The sequence below is a fragment of the Bacillus sp. CH_48 genome, assembly GCF_038008465.1.
Lineage (GTDB): Bacteria > Bacillota > Bacilli > Bacillales > Bacillaceae_G > Bacillus_A > Bacillus_A thuringiensis_S.
On sequence record NZ_JBBOZF010000001.1, the window covers coordinates 1,617,869 to 1,644,127 of the forward strand.

A 26,259-nucleotide genomic window follows, 5' to 3' on the forward strand; every position below is an offset into this window, starting at 1 on the left:
CATAAAACAGAAAGAGCCTATTAAGCAGCTTGCTTAATAGGTTCTTTTCTATTTAAAATCTGTGTACCAACTTGAATAAATGCTTGGATAATCCAGCCTGTTGTAAAGGATAAGATGATGGTTCCAAAATAGATAGGTCCATCTAATAAAAAGCTTAAAGTTAAAAATAAAAAGGCTAATGAAATCTCTGTTCTTTTAAACGTCCATTTTTTCTTCTCAGCAACGGTTAAAACGAAAGCTTCTTGAGGCGCTGCGCAAAGGTTTGTAGAGACGTAAAGACCAATTCCAGCTCCAACGAATAGATTTCCGCAAATAAGTGTTATATATTTTGGAAGAGAGCGGATAGCGTCCATAATAGTTATAATGGAACCAATCCAATCAACAAAAAGAGAAATAAGAACCATCGTTACAATTGTACCGATTGTAATTTGTTTTTTATTCCAAAAGAGTACGATAAGTGTAAAGGCAAAGTTAATCATGAAAATCCAAAAACCAATACTTATCCCAAAATTTTGATATAGTGCAATAAAGAAGGAATCATAAGGGCTAAGTCCAAAGGAAGTAATTGTCGTCATCATATTAATACCGATGGCAAGAATGAGTAAACCGCCAATGAAAAATATATATTCTAATTTGAATCGAAGCATAGTTGTATATCCTTTCTAAATGTATTTGCTAGGAAAGGATATATTGTGGAAAGCTTACCAGGTCAAGAGAGAATTTTTGTGAGAAGGGGAAAGTGAGATGACAAATATAAGAAAGATTGCTGAACTTGCTGGAGTATCTGTTTCAACTGTTTCACGTGTACTAAATAATCATCCGTACGTAAATGAACAGAAACGAAAAGAAATTTTAGCGATTATAGAAGAATTAAATTACACGCAAAACGTGAATGCAATTCATTTAGTGAAAGGAAAAACGAATGTAATTGGCGTTTTATTGCCACACGTAAATGATCAATATTATAGCGCTATTATTGAGGGGATATCAAAAGAAACGGCAAAGAATAATTATAATATGATGCTTTGCCAGACAAATTATAGCGAAGAAAGAGAACTAGAAATTTTAAATATGTTAAAAATGAAAAAGCTTGATGGGGTTATTATTTGTTCTCGGGCAAATAGTAAGGAGAAGCTTGAAGAATATACGAAATTCGGCCCGATTGTTATGTGTGAAGAAATAGATTCAAAATGCATTTCAAGTGTCCATATTGATTACTACAAAGTATTTTCACGTGGGATGAAAAGCTTAATAGATGCCGGTCATACAAGTATTGGATATTGTATTGGAAGAAGTAATAGCGTTAATAGCCAAAGACGAAAGAGGGCGTATGAAGATTCGCTTCAAAAGAGTATCGTAACACCGTTAGAGACCTGGAAATTTGAGGGGTGTTTTACAGTGGAAGATGGACGCAATGTAATTAGAGAATGGGCTCATATGTCAGTAAAACCGACGGCGTTCCTTGTATCTTGTAACCATATTGCAGCGGGGATGGTTACAGAAGCAAAAAAACAAGGAATTCGTATTCCAGAGGATATTACGATTATTGGGTGTGATGATCAAGAGGTGGCAGATATATTGGGTATAACGACGATTTCGCATTCTAGTAAAAACGTTGGATTGAAAGCGTTTGAATTATTATATGAAAAGATTAATGAAGAGAAATTAGATGTGAAGCATATAGAGTTATTACCAGAGTTAGTAGATAGAGAAACGACATAATTGAGAAGGTGTGAAAATCGCTTTTCAAAATTTCGTTTGGTATAATTATGGACAATCTATGAGGGCTAAAAGGGGTTTTGATATGAGATCAAAAGTAGTAAAAGTAATTCTACTCATTACAATTGCATCTTTCTGTTTATTTGCATATGGCTTTGTTTCAGGTGTAAATGATGTATTAAATCCGAAAGCTTCAAATTTAATTAAAAAGACCGATGTAGTGGCAAAAGAGAAAAAGAAAACGGGAACGTTACAAATCGTTAGTTTAGGTGATTCATTAACGCGTGGCGTTGGTGATAAAGAAGGAATTGGCTATGTTGGGCGAATGAAAGAGGATTTACAAAAAGATTATAAGCAAAAAATTGCATTAACAAATTTAGCAGTTAGTGGTGCAAAAATGCCCGATTTATTAAAACAAATTGAAAGTAATGGCGCTCAATATTCAATTAAGCAAGCAGATGTAATCGTGTTAACGATTGGTGGGAATGATTTGTTCCCAGGCTGGGAATCGCTTGGGAAGATAGATTTAGATACGTATCGTCCTGACACAGAAACGTTTCAAAATGAAGCAAAGAAAATTATAGAAGAAATTCGTAAATTAAATACAGATAGTCCAATTTTTTGGCTTGGTTTATACAATCCTTTTGAAGATGTAGAAGATTTAAAAGGGTCTTCAAACATTGTTGTGGACTGGAATGCATCTTTAGAGAAGTTAGCGCTAAACGATAAAAATGTGTATATTACACCGACATTTGATTTATTCCAAAACCGCGGAAAAGATTTATTATACTCTGATCATTTTCATCCGAACGAAGTAGGTTATACGTATATGGCAGAACGTTTAGTTCAAAATGTTGTAAGTAAATTAAAACTAGAACAAGGAGGGGTAAAATGACGACGATACTTTCCGTACGAGACTTGAAGAAGGTAATTGGAAAGAAGACTCTTGTAGAGGACATTTCCTTTGATGTAAAGCAAGGAGAAGTGTTCGGGTTCTTAGGACCAAATGGTGCTGGAAAGACGACTACCATTCGAATGTTAGTCGGATTGATTACGGCGACAGAAGGTACGATTTCTATCGGTGGTTATTCGATTAAGGACAATTTCAGAGAGGCGATGCGTCAAATTGGGAGTATCGTTGAAAACCCAGAGTTGTATACATATTTAACAGGATGGGAAAATTTAAAGCAATTTGCTCGTATGTTAGGTGATATATCAGATGAACGTATTATTGAAATTGCTGAAATGGTTCATTTAGATGAAAGAATTCATGACAAGGTAAAAACGTACTCACTTGGTATGAAACAACGCCTTGGAATTGCGCAGGCGCTCCTTGGGAATCCAAAATTGCTCATATTAGATGAGCCAACGAATGGTTTAGATCCAGCAGGGATTAGAGAACTTAGGGAATTTATACATAAGCTTGTAAAAGAAGAAAATATGAGCGTGTTTATTTCAAGTCACTTGCTAAGTGAAGTGCAAATGATATGCGATCGCGTTGCTATTATTCATAAAGGAAAGATGATAACAGTTGCCAAGGTTGAAGAATTAATTAAAACAGCAAGTGATCGTGTAGAATGGATTGTTACACCAATTTCTAAGGCGAAAGATATGTTAGAAGCAGCCGAAGAAGTAAGAGAAGTGAGTGTAGAAGGCGAGCGATTATTATGCCGCATGGATATTGCATCTATAAGTAGTTGGAATAAACACTTGGTAGAAAATGAAATAGATGTACATAGTGTTAAGGAGCTTGTATTTACGCTAGAAGATTTATTTATTGAACTCACAAGGGGTGAGCAGCATGCGTGAATTTGCGAATCTAGTTTTAAATGAATCAGAAAAGATTTACCGTAAGAAACGTATTTTTGTTGTTATGCTTATTTTAGCAATCTTAATCCCGCTTTTTGTGTATGCGCAGTATCGCGAAATAGAAACGACACAAAAAAGACTCGGTACAACTGATTGGAAGGTTTCATTGCAACAGCAAATTGTTGATTCTCAGAACCGGTTGAATAATTCTAGATTGCCAGAAGAATGGCGTGATTGGTTAAAGGTAAGAGTTGAACAACAACAATATTATTTAGATCATGATATTAATCCGATGGCGCCAGGTGCACCGACTTTTGTCAGAGCATTTATTGAACAAGGAATTACATTGTTTATTCCGCTTCTCGTAATGATTGTCGCCATTGATATCGTTTCTGGAGAACGAAGTGATGGGACGATGAAGATGTTACTTACGCGGCCGATTCGGCGCTGGAAAATACTCCTTAGTAAATACGTGACGATGTTATTTTTCATTTCGCTCATACTGCTCCTTGTAGGTTTGTTTGCTTACATATTATCAGGGCTTGTATTTGGATACTTGGGATGGAATTTACCTGTTTTAACAGGATTCGTCATTGATAAGGAAACGTTAAATACGAACTTTGTGCACCTTATTCCGCAGTGGCAATACATCTTAATGGCGTATGGACTAGCCTGGTTTGTTGCTATCGTTGTCGGAACTATATCATTTATGGTCTCTGTTTTAATTCGTAATACACCAGCTGGTATGGGCGTTATGCTAGCTGCATTAATTGCAGGCGGTATCTTAAGCTCATTCGCAACATCTTGGGAAGGCGCGAAATATATTTTTAGCGTGAATTTATCATTAACGGATTATTTATCAGGAAAATTACCTGCATTACAAGGCTTATCAATGGGATTTTCTTTGATGAATTTAACTGTTTGGGCAGTTGTTTCTCTTATTATTTCGTTCTTAGTATTTACAAAACAGGATATGTTGAATTAATTGGACAGGAAGTGAAAGCATGGAAAATGTTTTAAGAAATGATTGGGGACCATTACTGGCACCAGAATTTGAGAAAGAGTATTATCTTACTCTATCCAGTTTTTTGACAGAAGAATACAGCACGCATGTTGTTTATCCGAAGGTGGAAGATATTTTTAACGCTCTTCAGTATACAAGTTATGAAAATACAAAGGTTGTTATTTTAGGACAAGATCCGTATCATGGACCGAATCAAGCGCATGGTTTAAGCTTTTCTGTACAACCTGGTGTTAAAACACCACCATCATTGTTAAACATGTATAAAGAGCTTCGAGATGAATATGGTTATGAAATTCCGAATAACGGTTATTTAGTAAAATGGGCGGAGCAAGGAGTATTACTACTAAATACCGTATTAACAGTTCGTCAAAGTGAAGCAAATTCTCATAAGGGAAAAGGATGGGAGCACTTCACAGATCGTGTGATTCAACTGTTGAATGAACGTGAAAAGCCAGTTATTTTCATATTGTGGGGGCGCCATGCGCAGGCGAAGAAGAAGTTAATTACGAATCCGAATCATCATATTATCGAGTCTGTACATCCAAGTCCATTATCAGCAAGACGTGGTTTCTTTGGTAGTAAGCCATACTCTAAAGTAAATACGATTTTAGCTAATATGGGCGAAAGAGAAATTGATTGGGAAATTCCAAATTTATAAATAGAAAAGGTAGTTAACAGTCGTTAACTACCTTTTTATTATTATTGCTCGTTCTTTAATTTTGCATCTAGTACAAAAGTACCAAATGGGATAACTGATGAAACGAATGCTCCAAGTGCCCATAAAATTGATTTACGGTGTACGATTGTTACTTGAATTACTGCAAAGATGAATAGAATAAATAGAACACCATGAGCCATGCCTGTAATTTTAACAGCTGTTGCAAATCCTGCGAAATATTTCAATGGCATTGCTACAAATAATAGTAATAGGAAAGAAATACCCTCAACTAGTCCAATTGCTCTTAATCGTCCGATTGGTGTAGATAACATAAAGTAGCCTCCTTTAACGTATGCTTGTATATAGTAAATTTGTATTCTTTTTCAAAATAAAATAGTCTATTTTGTTTCATTATATACAAAAAGAAAGTTTACACTACGAGAATAGTGCAAAGTTCAAAATATAGTCACAAAAGCATGAGAATTTAAATAAAAACCTATTTGAAGTATTTGACTTCAAATAGGTTTTGTGAATGAAAATATTAAACAAGTACATCCGTTTTTAAAACAAATTTCTCTACAACTTTTGCAACACCATCGTTCATATTTGTATCTGTTACGTAATTTGCAATTTCTTTAATATCATCAGGTGCATTGCCCATTGCAACGCCAAGACCAGCAAATTCAATCATTGCTTGGTCGTTATAGCTATCGCCCATTGCGATAACTTCTTCACGCTTAATGCCAAGCTTTTGAATCAGTTTGTTTAAGCTCGTTCCTTTTGTAACACCGGCTTCAGTAAATTCTAAGAAGAATGGTTTCGAACGCATCACGCTTAATTGGCCTTCTAGTTGTTTTTGTAGTTTCTTTTCAACTTCAACAAGGCGTTCAGCTTCTTTATTCATTAATACTTTTACTACAGGCTCTTTAACTGCGGCTTTAAAGTCATCTACTACAACAATTGGCATACCAGTAATATCGCCCTCAATTTCAGTATAAGGATTATTTTCTTCCGTTACGATATCATCGCCCATATAAGTATGAATCCATACATCTTCAGTTTTACTAATTTCAAATAGGTTGTGAACGATTTCAGGAGATAGTGTACTACTAAAGATTTCTTCGTTTGTTTTACAGTTAATAATTTTTGCGCCATTAAAAGATAGAATGAAACTGCCGTATTCTTCTAAGCGAAGTTCTTTGGCTACATTGCGCATACCAAACGTTGGACGTCCAGAAGCAAGTACAACCTTTACCCCTTGCTCTTGTGCAGTCATTAACGCTTCTTTCGTACGAGGTGAAATAGTATGGTCATCACGTAATAAAGTATCATCTAAATCTAAAACAATCATTTTATAAGTCATATAGAAAATTCCTTTCTTTAATTGAAATCAAAATACATGTTCATGAAGATGTTGAGGAATAATAGTAAGACATCAAACCTCTTTGAAAAGAAGTAGATAAATCATTATGAGTGTGTTGCTCATAATATCGGTTAATAATCATTGGGGATGGATAAAACCCCAATGATTCAAGTTTGATTTTATCGTAACAACTCTAAAGGTAGAGTGCAATAATGGAAGTTTTCCAATTTACGATATTTGTTTTGCTGTGGAACGAGAAAATAGTATTTCTAGCAAAATGGCCATTACAGATCCAAGAACGAGACCGTTACTTAAAAACGATGCTAGAAATGGTGGAAGTGTGGAATATGCTCCTGCTGGAACAAACATAACTCCGACTCCTGTGAAGATTGAAAGACCGGCTACTTTAAATAATCGTTCTTTATCCTGGACAGTTTCGTATTCTCGAAAGGCAAGGCCAATCATGCTTGCGAATACAGGATAAATAGCGGCATAACCAACTGCAACAGGGATTGCTGCAAAGAATGAAGTGATCTTTGGAAATATACTAACGACAATAATAAAGCTTGACCCTAATATAAACGGGAGACGTTTATAAATATTAGTCGTTGCAATAAAACCTGCTGATCCAGAAATAGCGACAGGCCCAATAGCTGAAAATAGGCCGCCTAGCAATTGGTTGATTCCTGTTATAATGCCAGCTTGTTTAAAACGATCTGGTGCTGCATTCTTTTCATACTTAGAGACAATCCTTTGCACAACACGAATACTTGCTAACATATTTGTTAGAAGTAATAGTGTAACGAAAACGACCGTAATTGCCATGTTCCATTCAATACGAGGCATTCCGAAAACAAATAGAGACGGAAAACGGATTATATCTGTCACAGGCGTTACTGGATTTGATAACCCGAAGCATGCGAATAATATCCAGCCGCATACGATACTGAAAAGAACAGAATATTGTCCAATAATAGGTAGCTTCATGATGAAAAAGGATAGTAAAATAACAATGAGTGAAAGAATAAATACGTTAGGTTGTACTTCTGTATGTTTTCCATCAAGGCCAAACATTCCCTTTAAGAAGGAGCCACTAAGCTGCGCAACAAGAAGAAATAAATATGTTCCAATGACTGTCGGTGTAAAATAGCGAACGAGTTTATCAATAAGTCCAAAAGCGCTAAGAATAATACAAATAATACCGCTTAATAGGAAAGCATATTGAAGAACTTTAAGTGTCTCATTGTTTGATCCAAATAATACGACGCCTAAACTTGCGTAAAGGGAGAAAATTCCCCACCAAAGTCCAGCAGGACCTTCTTGAATAGGAAGTTTATGCCCAAATATAGCTTGCAAGAGACCAGCAAAGCCTAGAACAAATAATGTTCTTTGTACGAATGCGATAGCTTCAGCGCCATCAAGACCATAACTAGTTGCGACACTAATTGGTACAATAAGGCTTCCAGCTAAAATAAATAGTGCCCATTGTAAGGCGGAAAGAAATGTCTTCATTATATCAACCTCTTTCATAGATTCCGTATCTAGTATATACGTATTTTATTTCCACTGGCAAAGATTGTAGATAGAGAAAAGAGTTGAAATACGGTATGAATGCACGTAAGCAATTATGGATCGCAGTTATATGTATGACTTTTGTTGTAATTCTAGGAACGATAGGATTTATGACAATTGAAGAGATTAGTTTGTTTCAAGCATTTTGGATGACGATGATTACTGTATTGACTGTTGGATACGGAGATGCTGTTCCTGTAACGCAAGCGGGGAAAGTATTTGCGCTCCTTATTATTCCTGTTGGCGTAGGTATTGTTACGTATGCAATTGGGGTAGTGGCAGCTATGATTATTGAAGGGAATTTATTTCATGCAGTGCGGAGGAAGAAGATGGATAAACAAATAGCGCAGTTGAAAAATCATATTATAGTATGTGGTTGCGGTAGAGTGGGGCTTCAAGTTGTACATGAATTGCAAGAAAAGAAAATTCCATTTGTTGTTGTCGATAAAGATGAAAGTGTATTAGAGAAGGGAAAGCTTTTGTATATACATGGAGATGCGACGGAGGATCAAGTTTTACATCATGCTGGAATTTCAAAAGCGGCTGGTTTAGTTGCTATCGTAGCAAATGATGCTGAAAATGTATTTATTACATTAACAGCAAGAGGATTAAACGATGCAATTAAAATTGTGGCGAGATCTGAAAAGCCAGAAACTGAAGAGAAATTAAGGCGTGCGGGTGCAAATAAAGTTATTAATCCATCCAGTATGGCAGGAATTCATATTGCAAAAGGTATTGCGAATCCATTAACAGTTCATTATATTGATACAGTGCTGTATGGGATAGAACAGTCATTTGTCATTGAAGAAATTTTAGTTGGAAAAGATTCAATATTAGTTGGTAAATCGTTACTAGAGAGTGATGTGAGGAATCAGTTTGATGTAACGATATTAGCGATTTTGAGAAATGGGGATATTATACATAATCCAACGGGGCAGGAAAAACTGCAAGAACATGATATGATAATAGTATTTGGTTTAGTAGAGAAGCTGAAGCAATTTGAGAAAGAACTACAAAGTACGAGGTGATAAGGAATGCAAATATCGAGCGATAAGATTTTAAATAAAATGGCGAATGAAATTGCAAAGGCAAAAAGTAGTGAAGGACAAAAATCAAAAGATCATTTATTAGTTGTGCGTGCTTTATGCGATTTACTATTAGATGAACAGGTTGAATCTTCTACGTATAGGGAGCCGCAAATTCAATCGCAAGTAATTGGATCGCAGCCTATAAAGACAGTTCAACCAGTTATGCCAGTTTCTGGAGAACCTGTGTATATTAAAGAAGAAGGTGCAAATGGTAATTCTTTATTTGATTTTTAAGGATTAAATCGTTTGGCTTATATGAAAAAATTGCTTATGATAAAAGTAAAAAAGGGGAATTAAGATGAAAATTTTCTTTTTACTAGGTTGTATTGCAGCGGGGCTATCTGTTGCGTTAGGAGCCTTTGGAGCACACGGTTTAGAAAATAAAATTTCTGCGAAAATGTTAGAAGTTTGGAAAACAGGTGTTACATATCAAATGTTTCATGCAGGTGGACTATTCGTAGTTGCTTTATTGATGGATAAGGTTCAATCATCACTTTTAACTACTGCTGGTTGGCTTATGGTAGCTGGGATTATTATGTTTTCAGGCAGTTTGTATGCATTAAGTACGACAGGTATTAAGTTCTTTGGCCCAATTACGCCTCTTGGTGGCGTAGCGTTTATTGTAGCATGGATTTTAGTCGGAACTGCAGTTGTAAAAGGTTTATAAAAAAACAAAAGCTGGCATATGCCAGCTTTTTTTATGGTCTTGGAGCATAAGTTGCTTGTTGACTAGGTAAGTACGTAATTTCTTCGGGGAATTCCACATAATCTAAGTAAATCATTAATAGTAAAAAACGTTTCCCTGATTGTGGCTCACTAATTACAATATGATCGCGACCAGCTGCTTCGATAATACCTGTATACGATTGGGTACCGAGTGAGCTACCACGTTCATAAGTCATTACAACCGTAGCTTGCTTACCCTTGTTTAAACGAAGGATATTTTCAATATAGGATTGTTCTAATGGTAACATGCCTTGAGAAACGGCATATTGAGCTTGCGCCGCTTGTTGTTGCATTGCTTGCTGTTGTTGTGGAGTCATTTGCTGCGGTTGTACATAAGTTCCAGATGGTTGATAAAATCCAGTTCCGTAATACGGGTTTTGTTGCTGTGCCATTCAAAAATCCCTCCTTATTATCAATCCTTAATATACGCTAGGACAATCTTCGCCAGATGGCTGGAAGAAGCAGTGCTTTTTGAAGCGACCAGAGTTTTGTTGATTATACCAAGTTGACGGACAAGGGCCTTCAGGTCTAAAAAACCATAAGGAAAAATTTGCAGGCCAAAAGCGTTGTCCCTGAATCGTTCGCCTTGCTAAAGCAATATCTTGTTCCCTTGCACGTTGATAAAAATACCCTTTTTGTGTTGCCTCAAAACCACCAGGATTTTGATACACCATTTGACGTAAATTACGTATTTTTTTAAAATCTAAACAATTTCCACGGACACGATTTACCCCAACGTTCCCGACCATCAACATCCCCTGTTGTCCTTCTCCTTCGGCTTCAGCACGCATCAGTCTAGCTAATAACTTTACATCTTCTTCGTTATAAGCAATAACGCCCATTATGTGTCACCTCTCTTTTTGGAATACCTTGTGGAAAGAGGTTTATCCCGCATTAACGGGCAGTAAGACTCCCACCTTAAAATTGGGCTGGAGCAAAGAAGGTGGGTGGGAGATCAAACTGCCCGTAAAAGCCCGATTAGTTCAACTAATAATCAGTGGGAATGAACAAAACCCCCACTGATTAAAGTTTCACTTTATCTCTAGATGAAGTGTGTAACAATTACTAGTTCATACGTATGAGGAAAAGGACTCAGATATGACAACCAAACGAAGTTTTACATGGAGAGAAGAAAATAAAAAAAGCTAGCGTGAGCTAGCTTTTCATCATTATTAAAATACTTTAGACCATAAGTTTGAGAAGAAATCTCCAATAGAGCGCATTGATAATACAAACCAATTTGCTTTTTCAACTTCTTCTGTCGTTTTTGCAGTAGCTTTCATACTTTTACTACCGTCTAAGAAACCATATTTATCAGTTGATTCTAAAGTAATTGAGCCTACTTTGGTATCTTTCTTAACAGGAGCAACTAAATGTCCATCTTCAGCAAGGGATTTATCTAATTCAGTCCCAATTTTATAAGGCTCTTTGCTACCTTTTTTCGCAATTACTGTTATTTCTTTTTCGGGTGCAACAGTTACTTGGTCTTCTTTCCCTTTTACTACAGAGATTGTATTGTTTTTATTAACTTTTAATTTTTGTTTTTCAAAGTTATTAAATCCATGTTCGATTAATTCACGAGATTCTGTGAAGCGTTCATCCATTGATTTTGTTTTAATAATAACCGAGATAAGACGAACATCACCACGTTTCGCTGTAATAGTGAACCCATATCCAGCGGTATCAGAACTACCAGTTTTTAAACCGTCCGTTCCATCATAAGAGAAGGCAGCGCCTGGTAACATCCAGTTCCAGTTTTCCATACGAATTGGTTTTGGATGATTGTCTGGGAAGTTTCTAAATCTTTGTTTTGTATCCTCTAGCATTTCTGGATACTTTGTAATAATCGTTTTTGCAAGAATACCCATATCGCGAGCTGACATGGAGTTTTCTCCGGTCGGATCTGTTCCTTCAGGATGTTTTCCTTTTAAATCAGCATTATTTAACCCGGTAGAGTTTACAAATTTATATTTCTTTAACCCTAGCTTTTTTGCATGTTCATTTGCAAGATTTAAGAAGTTTTTCTCACTTCCTGCAAGAAGTTCTGCTAAAGCAATACTAGATCCATTTGCAGAGAATATAACAATAGAATGATATAATTCTCTTACAGTATATTGACGTCCTTTTTCGAACGGTACATTAGAGAATTCATTATTACGAGAGACTTCATAAGCGTAATCAGAAATATTTACTTTCGTATCCCAAGTGATTTTTCCTTCTTTAATTGCTTCTAAAACAGCGTAAACAACAATTAATTTTGACATACTAGCAATAGCTAGCAATTCATCTGGATTTTGCTCGTGAAGTATTTTTCCTGTATCTGCATCAAATAAAAGTGCAGCAGCAGCCTCAATATGTATTTTTTCTTCCGCATGGGATGTTGTTACTCCTAAGGAAGAAATTGACAATACAAGCAATAGTAAAATAGACAAGATTTTTTTCATATAGATTATCACCTTCGCATCGTTATTTAGCATATAGCTCGTATCATTTTAGCATAAATTTGGATATAGAAAGGTTACAATTTTGTAAGGTATTTGAAAGAGATTTGTCGATTTTTGTTCAAATTTGCGGAGAAAAGCAGTTTTTTGAGGAGAAATATGGAGGGTAATAAAAAAAGGAACGAATTTCGTTCCTTTTTTTACGATTTTATATGTGTAAAAATTTCTCTACCTTGTCGTCTGGTAAAATGTTTCCAACGAAAAATGTTCCGAATTCACCATAACGAGCACTTACTTCATCGAAGCGCATTTCATATATAAGTTTTTTAAATTGAAGAACATCGTCAGCGAATAATGTTACGCCCCACTCAAAATCGTCGAATCCAACTGACCCTGAAATAACTTGGCGTACTTTACCTGCGTATTGACGACCAATTTTACTATGACTGTACATCATTTTTTTACGCTCTTCCATAGGAAGCATGTACCAGTTGTCATCACCTTGGCGACGCTTATCCATTGGATAGAAGCAAATGTGATTTGCTTTTGGTAGTTCTGGATATAGGCGAGCTAAGATTTGTGGGTTTTGATATGGATCTTCATCAGCTGGAAGGTAGTTGCTTAGTTCAACAACAGATACGTAAGAGTATGCAGGAACCATATATTCAGCTAATGTTGTTTTATTCAATTCGGTCTCAATTTCATTTAACTCTTCCATTGTTGGACGTAAAATCATAAGCATAATATCAGCTTTTTGGCCAACAACTGTATACATTGCATGACTACCTTTTTTCGCAGTAGATACTTCGTTCCATTTTTCAACGACATTTAAAAATTCAGACACAGCTTGTCCGCGTTCGTCGCTAGATAATGTTTTCCATGCAGCCCAATCAATAGAACGTAAATCATGTAAACAATACCAGCCATCTAACGTTGTTGTTGTTTCACTCATTCTATTCACCTCAGTTAATGATAGTTTTACACGTTAACTATAGCATATATAGTTTTAAAATCATCTATATAAAGCTTTGGCGCATAAAATTGTCACATTTAAATTTACTTGAAAATAGGAGGAGATAAGGATTAAAGGGGATTTATTTTTAGGCTGAATTTTATGAAAATATAATCATTTTCATTTTATCTATTTTTTGGGAGCTATAAGTTTAAAATATAGAAGAAAAGCAGTATTCTTAAAGATAGAGTTTTTTTAACATATGTAGGAGGGTTTATTCGTGAGCAACTTATTTACAACAGTAAAAGAAAAAGTTCAAGGAAAAGGCATTTCTATCGTACTTCCTGAAGGAACTGATGAAAGAATTTTAGGCGCTGCAGAGCGTTTAGCAAAAGAAGAGTTAGTAAAACCAATCTTAGTTGGTAATAAGGAAGAAATTAGCGCAAAAGCTGCTAGCATGAATTTAACATTAGCAGGCGTTGATATTTATGACCCAGCTACATATGAAGAAATGGATGCAATGGTAGCATCTTTCGTTGAACGCCGTAAAGGTAAAGCAACTGAAGAAGACGCTCGCAAAATCCTTAAAGACGAAAACTACTTCGGTACAATGCTTGTATACATGGGCAAAGCACACGGTTTAGTAAGTGGTGCAGCTCACTCTACAGCTGATACAGTTCGTCCAGCACTTCAAATCATTAAAACAAAACCAGGCGTTACAAAAACTTCTGGCGTATTCATCATGGTACGTGAAGAAGAGAAATATGTATTCGCTGATTGCGCAATTAACATTGCACCAAACAGCCAAGATTTAGCTGAAATTGGTATCGAGAGTGCAAAAACTGCTGAATTATTCGGTATTGACCCACGCGTTGCTATGTTAAGCTTCTCTACAAAAGGTTCTGCGAAATCTCCAGAAACAGAAAAAGTTGTAGAAGCAACTCGCATTGCAAAAGAAATGGCTCCTGAATTAACTTTAGATGGAGAATTCCAATTCGATGCTGCATTCGTACCATCTGTAGCTGAGAAAAAAGCTCCAGGTTCTACAATTAAAGGTGATGCTAACGTATTCGTATTCCCAAGCTTAGAAGCTGGTAATATCGGTTACAAAATCGCTCAACGTTTAGGTAACTTCGAAGCAGTGGGACCAATCTTACAAGGTTTAAACATGCCTGTAAATGACCTATCTCGTGGATGTAACGAAGAAGAAGTGTACAAGTTAGCTTTAATTACAGCAGCTCAAGCACTTTAATTCTATAATGAATTGAAATAAAGACCGTCGCTATAATAGCGACGGTCTTTATTTTTCTAAGCCAAGTGCTTTATTGTTACGATCAATAATCCGTTGTAAATTCGTCTCATATAAAGGTATTTCATCTATTGTTAATTGAGATGGTGTTAACTTCGGAGCGAATTGCTGCAATGTTTTTAAAAGGCGCATCATTAAATCTTGTACTGTAATGGTTTCGCCAAGTAATTCTGAAAGTGAAGCCATCGTACTCGGTACAATTTCAGGATACGTAAAGCGTGTTTCTTCTCCTTGAATGGCTAGGTTATAGAAATCACGAACGAGTGCGGCACGCTCAGAGCCACTTCCTGTAGCACAAAGATAAATTTGGACAGCGACACCCCCGCGAATACGGCGCTGTGAAATGCCAGCGAATTTTTGATCGCGAATACTTAAGTCATAGCTACCAGGACAGTAAGAACCTACAATTTCTTTTGCCTCGATATTAACGTCGTAATCCTTTAACATCTCCTTAATTAAATGCCACATCGTATCGTATCCAAGATCAATATCGATACCTTTTTCTGTTTCTTGGAATAAAAGTGATACGTTTAAAACACCTTCATCAAGCACGACTGCAAGCCCGCCAGAATTACGAACAATAACATTGAAGTTGTTCTTTTTTAACAAGGAAATGCCTTCTTCTAAGTGTGGTAGGCGTGAATCTTGAATGCCAAGAACAATTGTATTGTGATGAACCCAAGAACGCATTGTTGCAGCTGATTGACCATTTCCAATGCTTGTGCACAGTGTGTCATCCATTGCGAATGACTGCAATGCATGGAATGTTGGTCCCAAACTAGATTGATCTACAATACGCCACTCTGGCTGAGATAAAATGGAACGGGAATTGCTCATATAACTAACCCCTTATCTTTAAAATGACAATCTCTATTATAGCAAAAAAATGAAGAATAGAGTTTTCTCATATATAAAGGGGAAGTTTAGATGTGAAAGAATAAAAAGGATGCATTATATGCATCCTTTTTATTCTGCAATTTTTTCTAAATTACCGTTTCGATCCATTCGGAAAGATGTTTGAGAACGTTCTTCGTCATCCATGACTGCCAACTTACGAGCTCGGTTCATAATGTTCATAAGTGTTTCGTAATCTTCTTGTACAGTATGAGATTGCTTTTCTAATTTTTCTAGTTTCTTTTCTAGTTCTTCATTTCGAAGGATTTGTGCTTTAATTTCTTGTTTCAATCTCGTATTCTCGTTTTCAAGAGCTGTTACTTTTATATTTGAGGATCCAACTGTTTGTAAGAAATAAATAACATCTTGCATTGTCATAGAGCTTTTTGCAACAGGAACGGTAGATTCTTGATATGGAATAGCTTCTTTATATTGTACAATTGATTCCTCTTGTACGAATTCTTCATAATCAGTTATCGAATCTGAAGCTGGTGGTGTATAAAGTAAACGTTTTTTCGCTTGCTCACCGCTTGCAGCGCGCATTTTATCTTTACGATGTTTTTTTGCTAGTTGAAGAGCTTGTTCATAGCTATAGCGAACGACAGCATTCCAGCGGAAACCACAAGCAGCGGATGTACGATTTAACTGATCCCCTACTTCCTCAAATGCATTTAATTGCGTACTTCCTTCTCGAACATGACGAAGTACCGTTTCAGCAAGTAATAAATCATCCTCATCTGTCCAAGCATCTTGTCTTACTTTCATAGATTCAACTCCCTTTCTTTTTATGAACTTCCTATTTTTATAATGGGCAAAAAAATAAACTTTTATACAAAGCTTTTAAAAATATGGTAGATTTCGATGAAAGGTAAAAATTTTCCCATGAATGGTGAGCGCTTCTGTAGGAGAGCATATAAATATGTAGCATTATGTAGAGAATAGGCCCTGTAGGGAAACTTGCAACGAGCTTCAAAGAACGGTAAAATACCATTTAGTGTTTATTTTTAAATGTACTTGAGAAAAGTTTAAAATAGAGGAAGTGTTATATAATGGGAAACGAATTTCGCGTGTGCGATGACTGTCAGGCAACGAACGTTAAAACGTTAGTTCCGAAGTTAAAAAAAGTAGATTCATGTGCAACGATTGAAGTTGGATGTCAGTCTTACTGTGGTCCTGGTCGTAAAAAATCATTCGCATTTGTAAATAACCGTCCAGTTGCGGCTCCAACAGAAGATGAGTTAATCGTAAAAATTGAAGCAAAGTTAAATAAGTAAGAAAAAGAAGAGTGAAAAGATTACTCTTCTTTTTTATGCCCATAAGAGGAACGATTTATTCTGCGAAAGTGCTCTTGTGTGGACGAACGTTTTCTAAAGGATGGATATAACTTTTGTATTAAAGTTCTAATTTATATAAATTTGTATTTCAAAATAATGGTTGACAGTCTTTTAAAGCGATAGGTAGAATAGAAGTGTCTGATTCTGAGAATCATTATCAGGAAAATAACAATTCACCTAATTTTTTTATTACTATTTGAGAATAAATTTCATTTTAATAAATATATGTTGTTGGTTAGGATGGTTGAGGGATGGAAGCGAGCGCAAGCAGTATAGAACAGCAAGAAGAGAATGTTAAAGAGATTAAGAGCAGACCGCTCATTGCTTCTATTATTTTAGTAGCGGGTACAGTTTTGTTAGCTTTAAGCATGGCAGTTTCTATTTCTTTTGGGGCTGCAGATATTAGTTTAAAGACTGTATGGCAAGCTGTATTTCAGTTTGATGGATCTATTACACATCATAACGTAATTCAAGAGCTTCGCATGCCTAGAGCAATAGGGGGCGTAGTTGCAGGTGCCTTTTTAGCGGTATCAGGAGCAATTATGCAAGGCATGACGCGAAATCCACTTGCTTCACCATCGTTAATGGGGATTACAGATGGTGCAGTATTTGGAATTGCAATTATGTATGCATTTTTTCCTAATTCACCTTATTTGATGTTTGTTATTGCATCTTTTATTGGAGCTGCGTTTGGTGCAAGCATTGTATATGGAATTGGGTCTTCTTCACCAGGTGGATTAACACCTGTGAAATTAGCTTTAGCAGGTGCAGCTATTAGTGCTCTATTAGGGGCAATTTCATCTGGAATTGCATTGTATTTTAATCTTGCTCAAGAGGTGAGCATGTGGAATGCAGGCGGAGTTGCTGGAGTGAAATGGCAAAGTATTAATATGTTAGTGCCAATTGGCCTTGTTTGTCTTTTTATCGCAATTATGATGTCGAGATATATTACAATTTTGAGCTTCGGTGAAGAAATTGCGATTGGACTTGGTCAAAATACGACATTAATTAAATTTATCGGAACAGTACTTGTTCTTGTTTTAACGGGTTCCGCAGTTTCCATGGCAGGATCAGTTGGATTTGTTGGTCTTGTAATCCCGCATATGACTCGTTTCCTTGTAGGCTCGGACTATAGATGGGTTATTCCATGTTCTGCGGTCTTAGGCGGGCTGTTAATTGAATGTGCAGATATGTTATCTCGCGTTATTAACCCGCCATTTGAAACGCCAATTGGAGCAATTACAGCGCTAATTGGGGTTCCATTCTTCCTCTACTTAGCACGTAATGAAGGGAGAGGAAAGATGTGAGGACGAGTGTCTTAACAAAAAAGAACATTTCTATATTAACGATTTTAGTAGGACTAATCGTTTCTATATTTCTTATTAGTTTAAATACAGGAACTTTTAAAATACCGCCAATGGACGTATTAAAGTCATTGGTTGGAATAGGGGCTGAAGATCAGTCTGTTATTTTATTTGAATTCCGCATGCCGCGTATGGTGATTGCTATACTAGTCGGATCTGCTTTAGCGATGTCAGGTGCGATTTTGCAAGGATTATCACGAAATCCACTTGCTGATCCAGGTATTATCGGTATTAACGCTGGAGCGGGATTAACAGTTGTTATATTCGTCTACTTTTTCTTTGGAAAAGTTGGGACTGGTACATTTTTATCTGTATTTATCCTTCCATTCTTCGCGTTGGTTGGTGCAATATTAGCGGCGGTTATTATTTATTTACTAGCATGGAAAGACGGCGTTTCATCAACGAGATTAATACTAGTTGGTATCGCTGTTGCAGCCGGGTTTGGTGCTGTTAGTTTAATTTTTTCTATGAAGATGACATCTAACGATTTTCGTTTTGCTACGATTTGGTTAGCAGGAAGTCTATGGGGCACAGATTGGAAGTTCGTGCTAAGTGTACTTCCATGGATGGTTATTTTCTTGCCACTTGCTATTAGTAAGGCGCACATATTAAATGTAATGAACCTAGGCGATTCTACAGCAGTTGGTCTTGGTTTAAATGTAGAAAAGGAAAGACGTAAATTATTATTTATTGCAGTTTGCTTAGCTGGTGCATCTGTCGCTGTTGCCGGAGGAATTGGTTTTATCGGTTTAATGGCTCCGCATTTAGCGAGGCACCTTGTTGGTGGTAAACATCAAATTATGCTGCCTACTGCTGCACTAATAGGGACGTTTTTACTCTTATTCGCAGACGTAATTTCAAGAAGCGTGTTAACAACTTCAGAAATACCGGTCGGTCTTGTTATTTCTGTAATTGGTGCACCATATTTCATATACTTACTTATGAGGACAAAATAAAGGGAGGCTTTTTGTATGGCAACTTTAGCAGTTGATGCGGTATCTGTTGGCTATAATGAAGGGTTAATTATTGATGGATTAACAGTTGAAATTCCGGAAGGGAAAATTACAACAATTATTGGACCAAATGGTTGTGGGAAGTCCACATTATTAAAAACGGCTTCTCGTATTTTGAAGGCGAAAAAAGGTACTGTTTATCTTGACGGAAAAGCAATCGAGAAACAACCAACAAAAGAAATCGCAAAGAAAATGGCGATTTTACCACAGACTGCAGAAGTGCCAACTGGCCTTACTGTGTTTGAACTTGTTTCATATGGACGTTTTCCTCATCAAAAAGGATTTGGAACGTTGAAAGAAGAGGATTATCGTTACATTCATTGGGCACTTGAAGTGACGGGAATGACAGAATTCGCAAATCGTTCAGCAGAGGCGTTATCAGGCGGGCAACGTCAACGTGTATGGATTGCGATGGCCCTTGCACAAGGAACAGAATTACTTGTATTGGATGAACCAACAACGTACTTAGATATGGCTCATCAATTAGAAGTATTAAACTTATTGAAAAAATTAAATGAAGAAGAAGGTAGAACGATTGTTATGGTTATCCATGACTTAAACCACGCTTCTCGTTTCTCAGATCATATGATTGCATTAAAAGCAGGTAAGTTAATGAAACAAGGAACGCCAGATGAAGTTATGACAAGTGAAACACTTCGCAGTGTATTTGAGATTGAAGCTCAAATCGTTCCTTGTCCAGTAAACTGTAAGCCAATTTGTTTAACATATGATTTAGCGATGATTAGTAATCAATTGCGTAAAAAAGCATAAGTAGAACCCCCTCGTGAAGAGGGGGGACTTCTAATGGACGTTGAGCTTCTTATATAAGAATGGGAAGTTGAACGCCCGTTAGAAGGGGTTATTAACAACAATTAATAAATATATATAAATTAATTAATTGTTATATTTGTTTCTTATAGTTCATTGTAACTTATAAGATAAATACAGCTAGAAGGAGTGGGAACATGAAGAATTTTAAAATGGCACTATTAGCAATGGTACTAGTTGTGACTTCTGTACTATTTGCAGCTTGTTCTAACAAAGAAGAAGAAAAGAAAGCAGATGCAAAGACTGAAGAGCGCACTGTAAAACATGCAAAAGGGGAAATTAAAATTCCTGCAAATCCAAAGAAAATTGCTGACCTTAGTGGTTCAACAGAAGAATTATTAATTTTCGGTATGAAACCGGTTATTACTGCTAATACATCTCAAGAAAAAATTGATGCACATATTGAAAAGAAACTAAAAGACGTTAAACCAGTTGGTTCTGCTTGGGGCGATAAAATTAACATCGAAGCAGTAGCTGCTGCAAAACCAGATTTAATTCTTGTAAATAATCGTCAAGAAAAGATTTATGATCAATTATCTAAAATTGCACCAACAGTTATGTTAAACACTCCATTAGATCAATGGCGTCCAAAATTCCAAGAAGTAGGTCAAATCTTCGGTAAAGAAAAAGAAACAAAAGAATGGTTCAAAAAGTATGATGAAAAAGCAAGCAAATTACATGACAAAATCGTCGCTAAAACTGGTGAAGCAACATTTATGAAAATGGCTGCATATCCAAATGCTTTCCGCGTATACGGTGACTACGGTTACGGTAGCGTAATCTTTAATGATTTAAAACTACCAGCAGTTAAAGGTACACCAACTGATAAACCGTTAGTACAAGTACAAAAAGAAGCTTTAATCGACTACAACCCAGATTACTTATTCGTATTTACAACTGGTGACGGTTCTCAGCGCTTAAAAGAATTCCAAGAAGAATCAATTTGGAAAAACATGAACGCTGTTAAAAACAACCACGTATTTACAATTAAAAATGAAGACTTAAACAAAGGTTACTTCCCATTAGGGAAAGATATGATCTTAGACGAAGTTGCTGAATTCGTTTTAGGTAAATAATGTATAAAGGAAATCACTTTTACTTCGGTAAAGGTGATTTTTTCTTTTTATAAAGGGAATTAATACAGTCTTTCATTTCTTTCTGTTTCTCATTTCGTTTATAATATAAAGTAAGAATGTAGTAAAGAAAGGGGGATGTCGGAAAGTGGTATATTTAAACGACAAACTCAGCGAAACAAAAGTGTTTAAAGACCCAGTACATAAATATGTGCACGTGCGTGATCGTGTTATTTGGGATTTAATCGGAACGAAAGAATTTCAACGCTTGCGCCGTATTAAGCAGCTTGGAACGACATTTTTTACATTTCACGGTGCAGAGCATAGTCGCTTTACTCATTCGTTAGGTGTATACGAAATTATTCGTCGTATGATTGATGATGTGTTTGATGGCAGACCAAATTGGAATGCTGAAGATAGATTGTTATGTTTATGTGCGGCATTACTTCATGATGTCGGCCACGGCCCATTTTCTCACTCGTTTGAAAAAGTATTTTCATTAGATCATGAGAAATTTACGCAAAAGATTATCGTTGGCAATACGGAGATTAATGATGTATTAAGTCGTGTTGATAAGGAGTTTCCACAAAAGGTAGCAGATGTAATTGCAAAAACGTCTACTAATAAATTAGCGATTAGTATGATTTCGAGTCAAATTGATGCGGATCGTATGGATTATTTATTAAGAGATGCTTATTTTACAGGCGTAAAGTACGGAAACTTCGATATGGAACGTATACTGCGTGTAATGCGTCCGTATGGGAATCAAGTAGTCATTAAAAATAGTGGTATGCATGCTGTTGAGCATTACATTATGAGTCGTTATCAAATGTATTGGCAAGTATATTTCCATCCGGTAACGCGAAGTGCAGAAGTTATTTTAACGAAGATTTTACACCGTGCGAAATCACTGCACGAGAAGTATTACACATTTAAAAATCATCCTGTTCATTTCTATTCTTTATTTGAAGAAGAAGTAACAGTAGAGGATTATTTAAAGTTAGACGAGAACGTTATGTATTACTACTTCCAAGTATGGCAGGAAGAAGAAGATCCAATTTTAAGCGATTTATGTCGCCGTTTTATGAATCGAAATCTATTTAAATATGTAGAGTTTACAGATAAACACGGTTTAGATAATTGGATGGAGTTAAGTAGTTTATTTAAAAAGATTGGACTTGATCCGGAGTATTATTTAGTAGTTGATTCAACATCGGACTTACCGTATGACTTTTATCGTGCAGGAGAAGAAGAAGAGCGTCTGCCAATCCTGCTTCTTATGCCAAACGGAGAGCTTAGAGAGCTTTCACGTGAATCGGATATTGTTGAGGCGATTACAGGTAAGAAAAGAACGGATCAAAAGTTATTCTATCCACATGATTTAATCTATGAAGATGGAAGAAAAGGAAAATATAAAGAGAGAATTATTGAGTTGTTAGAAGGAAAGAAATAAGAAGCAGCTAATGGCTACTTCTTATGAAAAAACTTGAAATTATTTGTCGCTTAAGCGTTTTCCGCCAACTGCATAATGGTTTTTAGACATTTCTTCGATGAAAACAACGATGTTTTCTTCAGGAGCACCAGTTGTTTCGCTTACTGCTGCTGTTACTTTCTCAGCAAGAGCTTTCTTTTGTTCTTCTGTGCGTCCTTCTAGCATTTTCACTGTTACGTATGGCATGTACAATCGCTCCTTTTATGTAAGTTACACTCTTATTATAGCGGATTATGGGGAAGAACAATCGAAAAAACAAATAATTTCTTTTTTTGACATATGGAAGAGGAGATGAAGTATGGATCAGTTATTTAGATATCCATTGCACGAAATTCCGTTGGTAGCAATGGCGATTATTATTGCATTATCCGTTCATGAATTTGCACATGCATATGTTGCATATAAATTTGGGGACGATACAGCAAAGAGACAAGGGCGTTTAACGTTATCACCGATGGCTCATTTAGACCCTATCGGTTTGATTGCAGTATTAATTCTTGGATTCGGTTGGGCAAGACCGGTTCCTGTTAACCCATATAACTTTAAAAGACCGCGTCTTGCAGGCATATTAGTTTCAATTGCAGGGCCGATTAGTAACTTAATTTTAAGTGCAATTGGTTTAATTATTTGGTATAGCTTATTAAAATTTGGTGTATTATACTCAATTCCATCTGCAGTAGCAGATACGTTAGCTCAATTTTTCCAGATTTTTATTATGCTGAATATCGTTTTACTTGTATTTAACTTATTACCGATCCCACCACTTGATGGGTATCGCGTAGTGGAAGATTTAGCACCAGCAAATATTCGCGCGAAAATGACACAGTATGAAAAATACGGGGCAATTGCGTTATTAATTCTCGTTATTACACCGCTTAGTAATTACACAATTCAACCTATTTTTCAGGTAGTTATTCCGCATGTATTTGTATTTTTAGATAGCATCATTGCGCCTATTTTTGGCCTTTTATAATTTTTAAGTGAGGAGGATTTTACATATGACAGAGAAAAAGAAAAAAATCGGTTTTAATATCGTGAAAAATGATTCAACAGATGGACATGGTGGATTTGGTGTTGGGGCATTAAGCTTAGAAAACATTTCACCTGTATTTGTTGATGTACTAGAGAAGACTGCATTCGTTGATATCGGTGCGATGCATGCGCGTAGTACAGTAGAAAAAGGTATTAAGTTTTTAACAAATAAAGATGAAGTTCCAAACGGAAAACCATTTTGGCTTGTTTGGGTAACGATTGAAAGAACTGCGACAGGTGCGTATTACGCAGGTGTAACAGCTTGTGAAATGACAGTTGACCGTGAGATTCGCCGCGGATATAAATCACTTCCAGAACACGTAAACAAAATGGATAAATCAATGAAGCGTCACATTATGGTTGACCATATGGATGAATCATCTAAAAAAGTACTTGGTACGTTCTTGAAAGAACATAATGAAGCGATTTGGAACGAATCTGGTGAAGAATTGCGCCGTGCATTATTAAGTGAATAAAAAATAGCTGACGGATGCCCGTCAGCTATTTTTTTTACCAAGGAAGATATTTTTTCCACCAACTTGTTTTTTTCTTTTCTTCAGTCGTTTTTTCAAATTCTTCTTTATCATCGACGTGATCCATACAATATTCAGTCGGTTCGGTACCTTTAGCGAAGTACATTTTCACAGAAATAGGACAATTTTTTGTAGCAATTTTACCGTTCTCTGGGTTGATATTAACCGCTACGACGTCACCTGGTTGTTTAAATTCTTTTTTTGGCTGTCCATCTAAGCCTTTCTCCATCGTATCAGTCCATATTTTCTTTGCATATCCTTGTTCTGCTACGTTTGAAATAGATTTAGGTTGATCGTATCCGACCCATACACCAGTTACGATTTGCGGAGTAAATCCGATCATCCAACTATCCGTTTCAGTAGAACCAGATTTTCCGGCATATGTTCTTGATAATTTTGATAACATCGATTGGCCAGTTACAGCAGCATAACTGCTTAGTTTCTTATTAAACATACCAGTCATCATTTCTTCCATTACAAACGCTTTGCTCTTGTCGAGAACTTGTTTACTCTCTAAATGAGCATCGTATAATATATTTCCTTCATGATCCATAATGCGGCGAATGAAAGTAGGTTTTACTTCTTTTCCACCGTTTGCGAACATGCTATAAGCGTTGACCATTTCAATTGGTTTTACTGGTGATGTACCGAGAGCTAGAGAAGGCACATCTTTTAATGCACTTGTAATTCCAAATTGTTTCGCTGTTTTTGCAAGCGCGTCATCTCCTAAAAATAAATTCGTTTTCACAGCATATATGTTATCAGAGACTGCGAGAGCTTGTGCCATCGTTACGAAATCATCGGCATAATAATCTTTATAGTTCTTCGGTTTATACTTTGAAACACCGTCACCTAAGGTGAATACAGTATATTCGCTTTTTAAGCGCGTAGCAGGTGTGAATCCTCGTTCTAATGCCGCATAATATAGAAATGGCTTAAATGTAGAACCAGGCTGACGGATGGCTTGTGTAGCCCTGTTAAATTGACTCGTAGTATAATCAGTTCCGCCAACAAGAGCAGCCACTTCACCTGTCGTTGGATTCATAGAGACGAGAGCAGTTTGTATGTTTGTTGTGTCAGGTATATGATCTTTTACAGCTTGTTCTGCTACAGCTTGTAGTTTAGGGTCTAGCGTTGTATAAATTCGCAAGCCACCTCGTTGTAAAGCTTGTTCGTCTAATCCAACATCACGAAGAAGTGAAGCTTGTACAGCATCTTGGAAATATGGTGCGACCTCTGCTACTTTTTTCGTATCTAATGAGGCAAAAGTTAGTGGCTCTTTCTTCGCTAAGGCTGCTTGTTGCTTCGTAATATATCCTTGTTCTACCATTTCATCTAATATGAGGGCTTGTCGTCCTTTAGCACGATCCTCTTTCAAAAAGGGAGAATAGACACTTGGTCCTTTTGGGATACCTGCGAGCATACTAGCTTCTGCTAATGTTAACTCTTTTGCTGTTTTATCGAAATATAGACGGGACGCAGCTTCGATGCCATAAGCGCCATGTCCGTAATAAATTGTATTTAAATATCCTTCTAAAATATGATTTTTATTATAGTTTACTTCAAGGCGGACAGTGTACATTGCCTCTAATAATTTCCGTTTCCACGTTTTATCATGATCTAAATACAGATTACGCGCGTATTGTTGTGTAATTGTACTAGCTCCTTGTACCTTTGCCATTGCTTTTAAATCAGCAACAATTGCACCTGCAATCCGTTTTAAATCGAAGCCGTGATGTTTATAAAATCTTTGATCTTCAATAGAAAGGGTCGCTTCTTTTACATAAGGTGAAATTTCATTAAGAGAGACATTGTAACGTTTTTGAATTTCGTTACTTTGTCCAATAACGGTATCATCGTTTGCGTAAAAGACGCTTGTTTGCGGGACCGCAACAGGAGGAGGTCCCATAATTTTTGCAACTATAATAATAACAAAAAAAGAAAAAACGAAGAAAAGGACGCAAGAAAACATTGCGGTGAAGAAAAGACGTTTATATTTTTTAAGTTTTGGATTCATAGTTTGATCCATCTTTTT

General features: G+C 36.3%; 29 protein-coding genes. 17 read left to right on the top strand and 12 right to left on the bottom strand.

All coding sequences use genetic code 11. The features are described 5' to 3' along the window. Nucleotides 1–20: 20 nt before the first annotated feature. Nucleotides 21–647 (bottom strand): YczE/YyaS/YitT family protein, encoded by a 627-nt coding sequence (locus tag N2V92_RS07960; protein WP_016078220.1) that lies wholly within the window; start codon nucleotides 645–647, stop codon nucleotides 21–23. A 97-nt stretch (nucleotides 648–744) separates the two neighbouring features. Here N2V92_RS07960 and N2V92_RS07965 point away from each other — a divergent pair, with 97 nt between their 5' ends. From N2V92_RS07965 to N2V92_RS07985, 5 genes are read left to right on the top strand one after another with little or no spacing between them, the layout of a single operon-like run. After that, a complete protein-coding gene (locus tag N2V92_RS07965; protein WP_000181962.1) occupies nucleotides 745–1,722 on the top strand; it encodes a LacI family DNA-binding transcriptional regulator in 978 nt (325 codons plus the stop codon). Between the two features lie 10 nt (nucleotides 1,723–1,732). Next, nucleotides 1,733–2,614: an SGNH/GDSL hydrolase family protein gene (locus N2V92_RS07970; RefSeq protein WP_002083539.1), complete on the top strand. Its 882-nt coding sequence runs from the start codon at nucleotides 1,733–1,735 to the stop codon at nucleotides 2,612–2,614. Next, nucleotides 2,611–3,528, top strand: a complete 918-nt coding sequence (locus tag N2V92_RS07975) for an ABC transporter ATP-binding protein (RefSeq protein WP_000207706.1) — start codon at nucleotides 2,611–2,613, stop codon at nucleotides 3,526–3,528. Before N2V92_RS07970 ends, N2V92_RS07975 begins: the two co-directional genes overlap by 4 nt. Continuing rightward, nucleotides 3,521–4,513: an ABC transporter permease subunit gene (locus tag N2V92_RS07980; protein ID WP_016078219.1), complete on the top strand. Its 993-nt coding sequence runs from the start codon at nucleotides 3,521–3,523 to the stop codon at nucleotides 4,511–4,513. Before N2V92_RS07975 ends, N2V92_RS07980 begins: the two co-directional genes overlap by 8 nt. Before the next feature lie 19 nt (nucleotides 4,514–4,532). Then, nucleotides 4,533–5,210, top strand: coding sequence for a uracil-DNA glycosylase (locus tag N2V92_RS07985; RefSeq protein ID WP_000432545.1), 678 nt, complete (start codon nucleotides 4,533–4,535; stop codon nucleotides 5,208–5,210). 41 nt (nucleotides 5,211–5,251) lie between these two features. On the opposite strand, the gene N2V92_RS07990 is transcribed toward N2V92_RS07985, so the two are convergent. From N2V92_RS07990 to N2V92_RS08000, 3 genes are all read right to left on the bottom strand, one after another. Then, nucleotides 5,252–5,542, bottom strand: a complete 291-nt coding sequence (locus N2V92_RS07990; RefSeq protein WP_000953395.1) for a DUF3817 domain-containing protein — start codon at nucleotides 5,540–5,542, stop codon at nucleotides 5,252–5,254. Between the two features lie 209 nt (nucleotides 5,543–5,751). After that, nucleotides 5,752–6,573: a Cof-type HAD-IIB family hydrolase gene (locus tag N2V92_RS07995; RefSeq protein ID WP_000221382.1), complete on the bottom strand. Its 822-nt coding sequence runs from the start codon at nucleotides 6,571–6,573 to the stop codon at nucleotides 5,752–5,754. Between the two features lie 228 nt (nucleotides 6,574–6,801). Continuing rightward, nucleotides 6,802–8,085 (bottom strand): purine/pyrimidine permease, encoded by a 1,284-nt coding sequence (locus N2V92_RS08000; protein ID WP_000847020.1) that lies wholly within the window; start codon nucleotides 8,083–8,085, stop codon nucleotides 6,802–6,804. A 95-nt stretch (nucleotides 8,086–8,180) separates the two neighbouring features. On the opposite strand from N2V92_RS08000, the gene N2V92_RS08005 reads away from it, so the two are divergent. The 3 genes from N2V92_RS08005 (at nucleotide 8,181) to N2V92_RS08015 (ending at nucleotide 9,900) form a co-directional block, all read left to right on the top strand. Beyond that, a complete protein-coding gene (locus N2V92_RS08005; protein ID WP_000993978.1) occupies nucleotides 8,181–9,173 on the top strand; it encodes a potassium channel family protein in 993 nt (330 codons plus the stop codon). A 6-nt stretch (nucleotides 9,174–9,179) separates the two neighbouring features. Then, a complete protein-coding gene (locus N2V92_RS08010; protein WP_001167339.1) occupies nucleotides 9,180–9,467 on the top strand; it encodes a YwdI family protein in 288 nt (95 codons plus the stop codon). A gap of 64 nt (nucleotides 9,468–9,531) precedes the next feature. Further along, the gene (locus N2V92_RS08015; RefSeq protein ID WP_000688315.1) at nucleotides 9,532–9,900 is read left to right on the top strand and encodes a DUF423 domain-containing protein; all 369 of its coding nucleotides are present in this window, start codon (nucleotides 9,532–9,534) and stop codon (nucleotides 9,898–9,900) included. A gap of 31 nt (nucleotides 9,901–9,931) precedes the next feature. Here the strand turns inward: N2V92_RS08015 and gerQ are convergent, their stop codons facing one another. The 4 genes from gerQ to hemQ all read right to left on the bottom strand — a co-directional run bounded on the left by gerQ (nucleotide 9,932) and on the right by hemQ (nucleotide 13,352). After that, nucleotides 9,932–10,351: a spore coat protein GerQ gene (gene gerQ, locus N2V92_RS08020; RefSeq protein ID WP_000068643.1), complete on the bottom strand. Its 420-nt coding sequence runs from the start codon at nucleotides 10,349–10,351 to the stop codon at nucleotides 9,932–9,934. A 27-nt stretch (nucleotides 10,352–10,378) separates the two neighbouring features. Then, nucleotides 10,379–10,801, bottom strand: a complete 423-nt coding sequence (cwlJ, locus tag N2V92_RS08025) for a cell wall hydrolase CwlJ (RefSeq protein ID WP_000538164.1) — start codon at nucleotides 10,799–10,801, stop codon at nucleotides 10,379–10,381. Between the two features lie 330 nt (nucleotides 10,802–11,131). Then, nucleotides 11,132–12,403 (bottom strand): serine hydrolase, encoded by a 1,272-nt coding sequence (locus N2V92_RS08030; protein WP_000722876.1) that lies wholly within the window; start codon nucleotides 12,401–12,403, stop codon nucleotides 11,132–11,134. A gap of 205 nt (nucleotides 12,404–12,608) precedes the next feature. Continuing rightward, complete coding sequence (gene hemQ / locus N2V92_RS08035) at nucleotides 12,609–13,352, bottom strand: hydrogen peroxide-dependent heme synthase (RefSeq protein WP_016078218.1); 744 nt, start codon at nucleotides 13,350–13,352, stop codon at nucleotides 12,609–12,611. A 280-nt stretch (nucleotides 13,353–13,632) separates the two neighbouring features. Between hemQ and pta the strand changes: the two genes are divergently transcribed. Continuing rightward, nucleotides 13,633–14,604: a phosphate acetyltransferase gene (pta, locus tag N2V92_RS08040; protein ID WP_000067215.1), complete on the top strand. Its 972-nt coding sequence runs from the start codon at nucleotides 13,633–13,635 to the stop codon at nucleotides 14,602–14,604. Between the two features lie 48 nt (nucleotides 14,605–14,652). On the opposite strand, the gene N2V92_RS08045 is transcribed toward pta, so the two are convergent. Beyond that, entirely contained in the window at nucleotides 14,653–15,498 is an 846-nt protein-coding gene (locus tag N2V92_RS08045; RefSeq protein WP_016078217.1) for a lipoate--protein ligase family protein, read from the bottom strand. 129 nt (nucleotides 15,499–15,627) lie between these two features. Further along, the gene (locus tag N2V92_RS08050; protein ID WP_000868355.1) at nucleotides 15,628–16,320 is read right to left on the bottom strand and encodes an RsfA family transcriptional regulator; all 693 of its coding nucleotides are present in this window, start codon (nucleotides 16,318–16,320) and stop codon (nucleotides 15,628–15,630) included. Nucleotides 16,321–16,604: 284 nt separating this feature from the next. Here N2V92_RS08050 and N2V92_RS08055 point away from each other — a divergent pair, with 284 nt between their 5' ends. From N2V92_RS08055 to N2V92_RS08080, 6 genes are all read left to right on the top strand, one after another. After that, the gene (locus N2V92_RS08055; protein WP_000526079.1) at nucleotides 16,605–16,829 is read left to right on the top strand and encodes a DUF1450 domain-containing protein; all 225 of its coding nucleotides are present in this window, start codon (nucleotides 16,605–16,607) and stop codon (nucleotides 16,827–16,829) included. Nucleotides 16,830–17,140: 311 nt separating this feature from the next. Next, nucleotides 17,141–18,196: a FecCD family ABC transporter permease gene (locus N2V92_RS08060; RefSeq protein WP_000388296.1), complete on the top strand. Its 1,056-nt coding sequence runs from the start codon at nucleotides 17,141–17,143 to the stop codon at nucleotides 18,194–18,196. Further along, complete coding sequence (locus tag N2V92_RS08065) at nucleotides 18,193–19,209, top strand: FecCD family ABC transporter permease (RefSeq protein ID WP_016078216.1); 1,017 nt, start codon at nucleotides 18,193–18,195, stop codon at nucleotides 19,207–19,209. The genes N2V92_RS08060 and N2V92_RS08065 overlap by 4 nt, the downstream gene beginning before the upstream one ends. Before the next feature lie 15 nt (nucleotides 19,210–19,224). Then, nucleotides 19,225–20,037, top strand: coding sequence for an ABC transporter ATP-binding protein (locus tag N2V92_RS08070; RefSeq protein WP_000212066.1), 813 nt, complete (start codon nucleotides 19,225–19,227; stop codon nucleotides 20,035–20,037). A 194-nt stretch (nucleotides 20,038–20,231) separates the two neighbouring features. Further along, nucleotides 20,232–21,170 (top strand): ABC transporter substrate-binding protein, encoded by a 939-nt coding sequence (locus N2V92_RS08075; RefSeq protein ID WP_000787726.1) that lies wholly within the window; start codon nucleotides 20,232–20,234, stop codon nucleotides 21,168–21,170. Nucleotides 21,171–21,315: 145 nt separating this feature from the next. Further along, nucleotides 21,316–22,620, top strand: coding sequence for an HD domain-containing protein (locus N2V92_RS08080; protein ID WP_000262742.1), 1,305 nt, complete (start codon nucleotides 21,316–21,318; stop codon nucleotides 22,618–22,620). Between the two features lie 39 nt (nucleotides 22,621–22,659). Here the strand turns inward: N2V92_RS08080 and N2V92_RS08085 are convergent, their stop codons facing one another. Then, nucleotides 22,660–22,845, bottom strand: coding sequence for a 2-hydroxymuconate tautomerase (locus N2V92_RS08085; RefSeq protein ID WP_001147171.1), 186 nt, complete (start codon nucleotides 22,843–22,845; stop codon nucleotides 22,660–22,662). A gap of 112 nt (nucleotides 22,846–22,957) precedes the next feature. Here N2V92_RS08085 and N2V92_RS08090 point away from each other — a divergent pair, with 112 nt between their 5' ends. Together N2V92_RS08090 and N2V92_RS08095 are read left to right on the top strand one after the other, a co-directional pair. Then, a complete protein-coding gene (locus N2V92_RS08090) occupies nucleotides 22,958–23,632 on the top strand; it encodes a site-2 protease family protein (protein ID WP_000372445.1) in 675 nt (224 codons plus the stop codon). Nucleotides 23,633–23,657: 25 nt separating this feature from the next. Then, a complete protein-coding gene (locus tag N2V92_RS08095) occupies nucleotides 23,658–24,167 on the top strand; it encodes a YwhD family protein (protein WP_000136681.1) in 510 nt (169 codons plus the stop codon). Nucleotides 24,168–24,201: 34 nt separating this feature from the next. Here N2V92_RS08095 and N2V92_RS08100 read toward each other — a convergent pair whose 3' ends face one another. Further along, complete coding sequence (locus N2V92_RS08100; RefSeq protein WP_000372951.1) at nucleotides 24,202–26,253, bottom strand: transglycosylase domain-containing protein; 2,052 nt, start codon at nucleotides 26,251–26,253, stop codon at nucleotides 24,202–24,204. Nucleotides 26,254–26,259 lie beyond the last annotated feature (6 nt).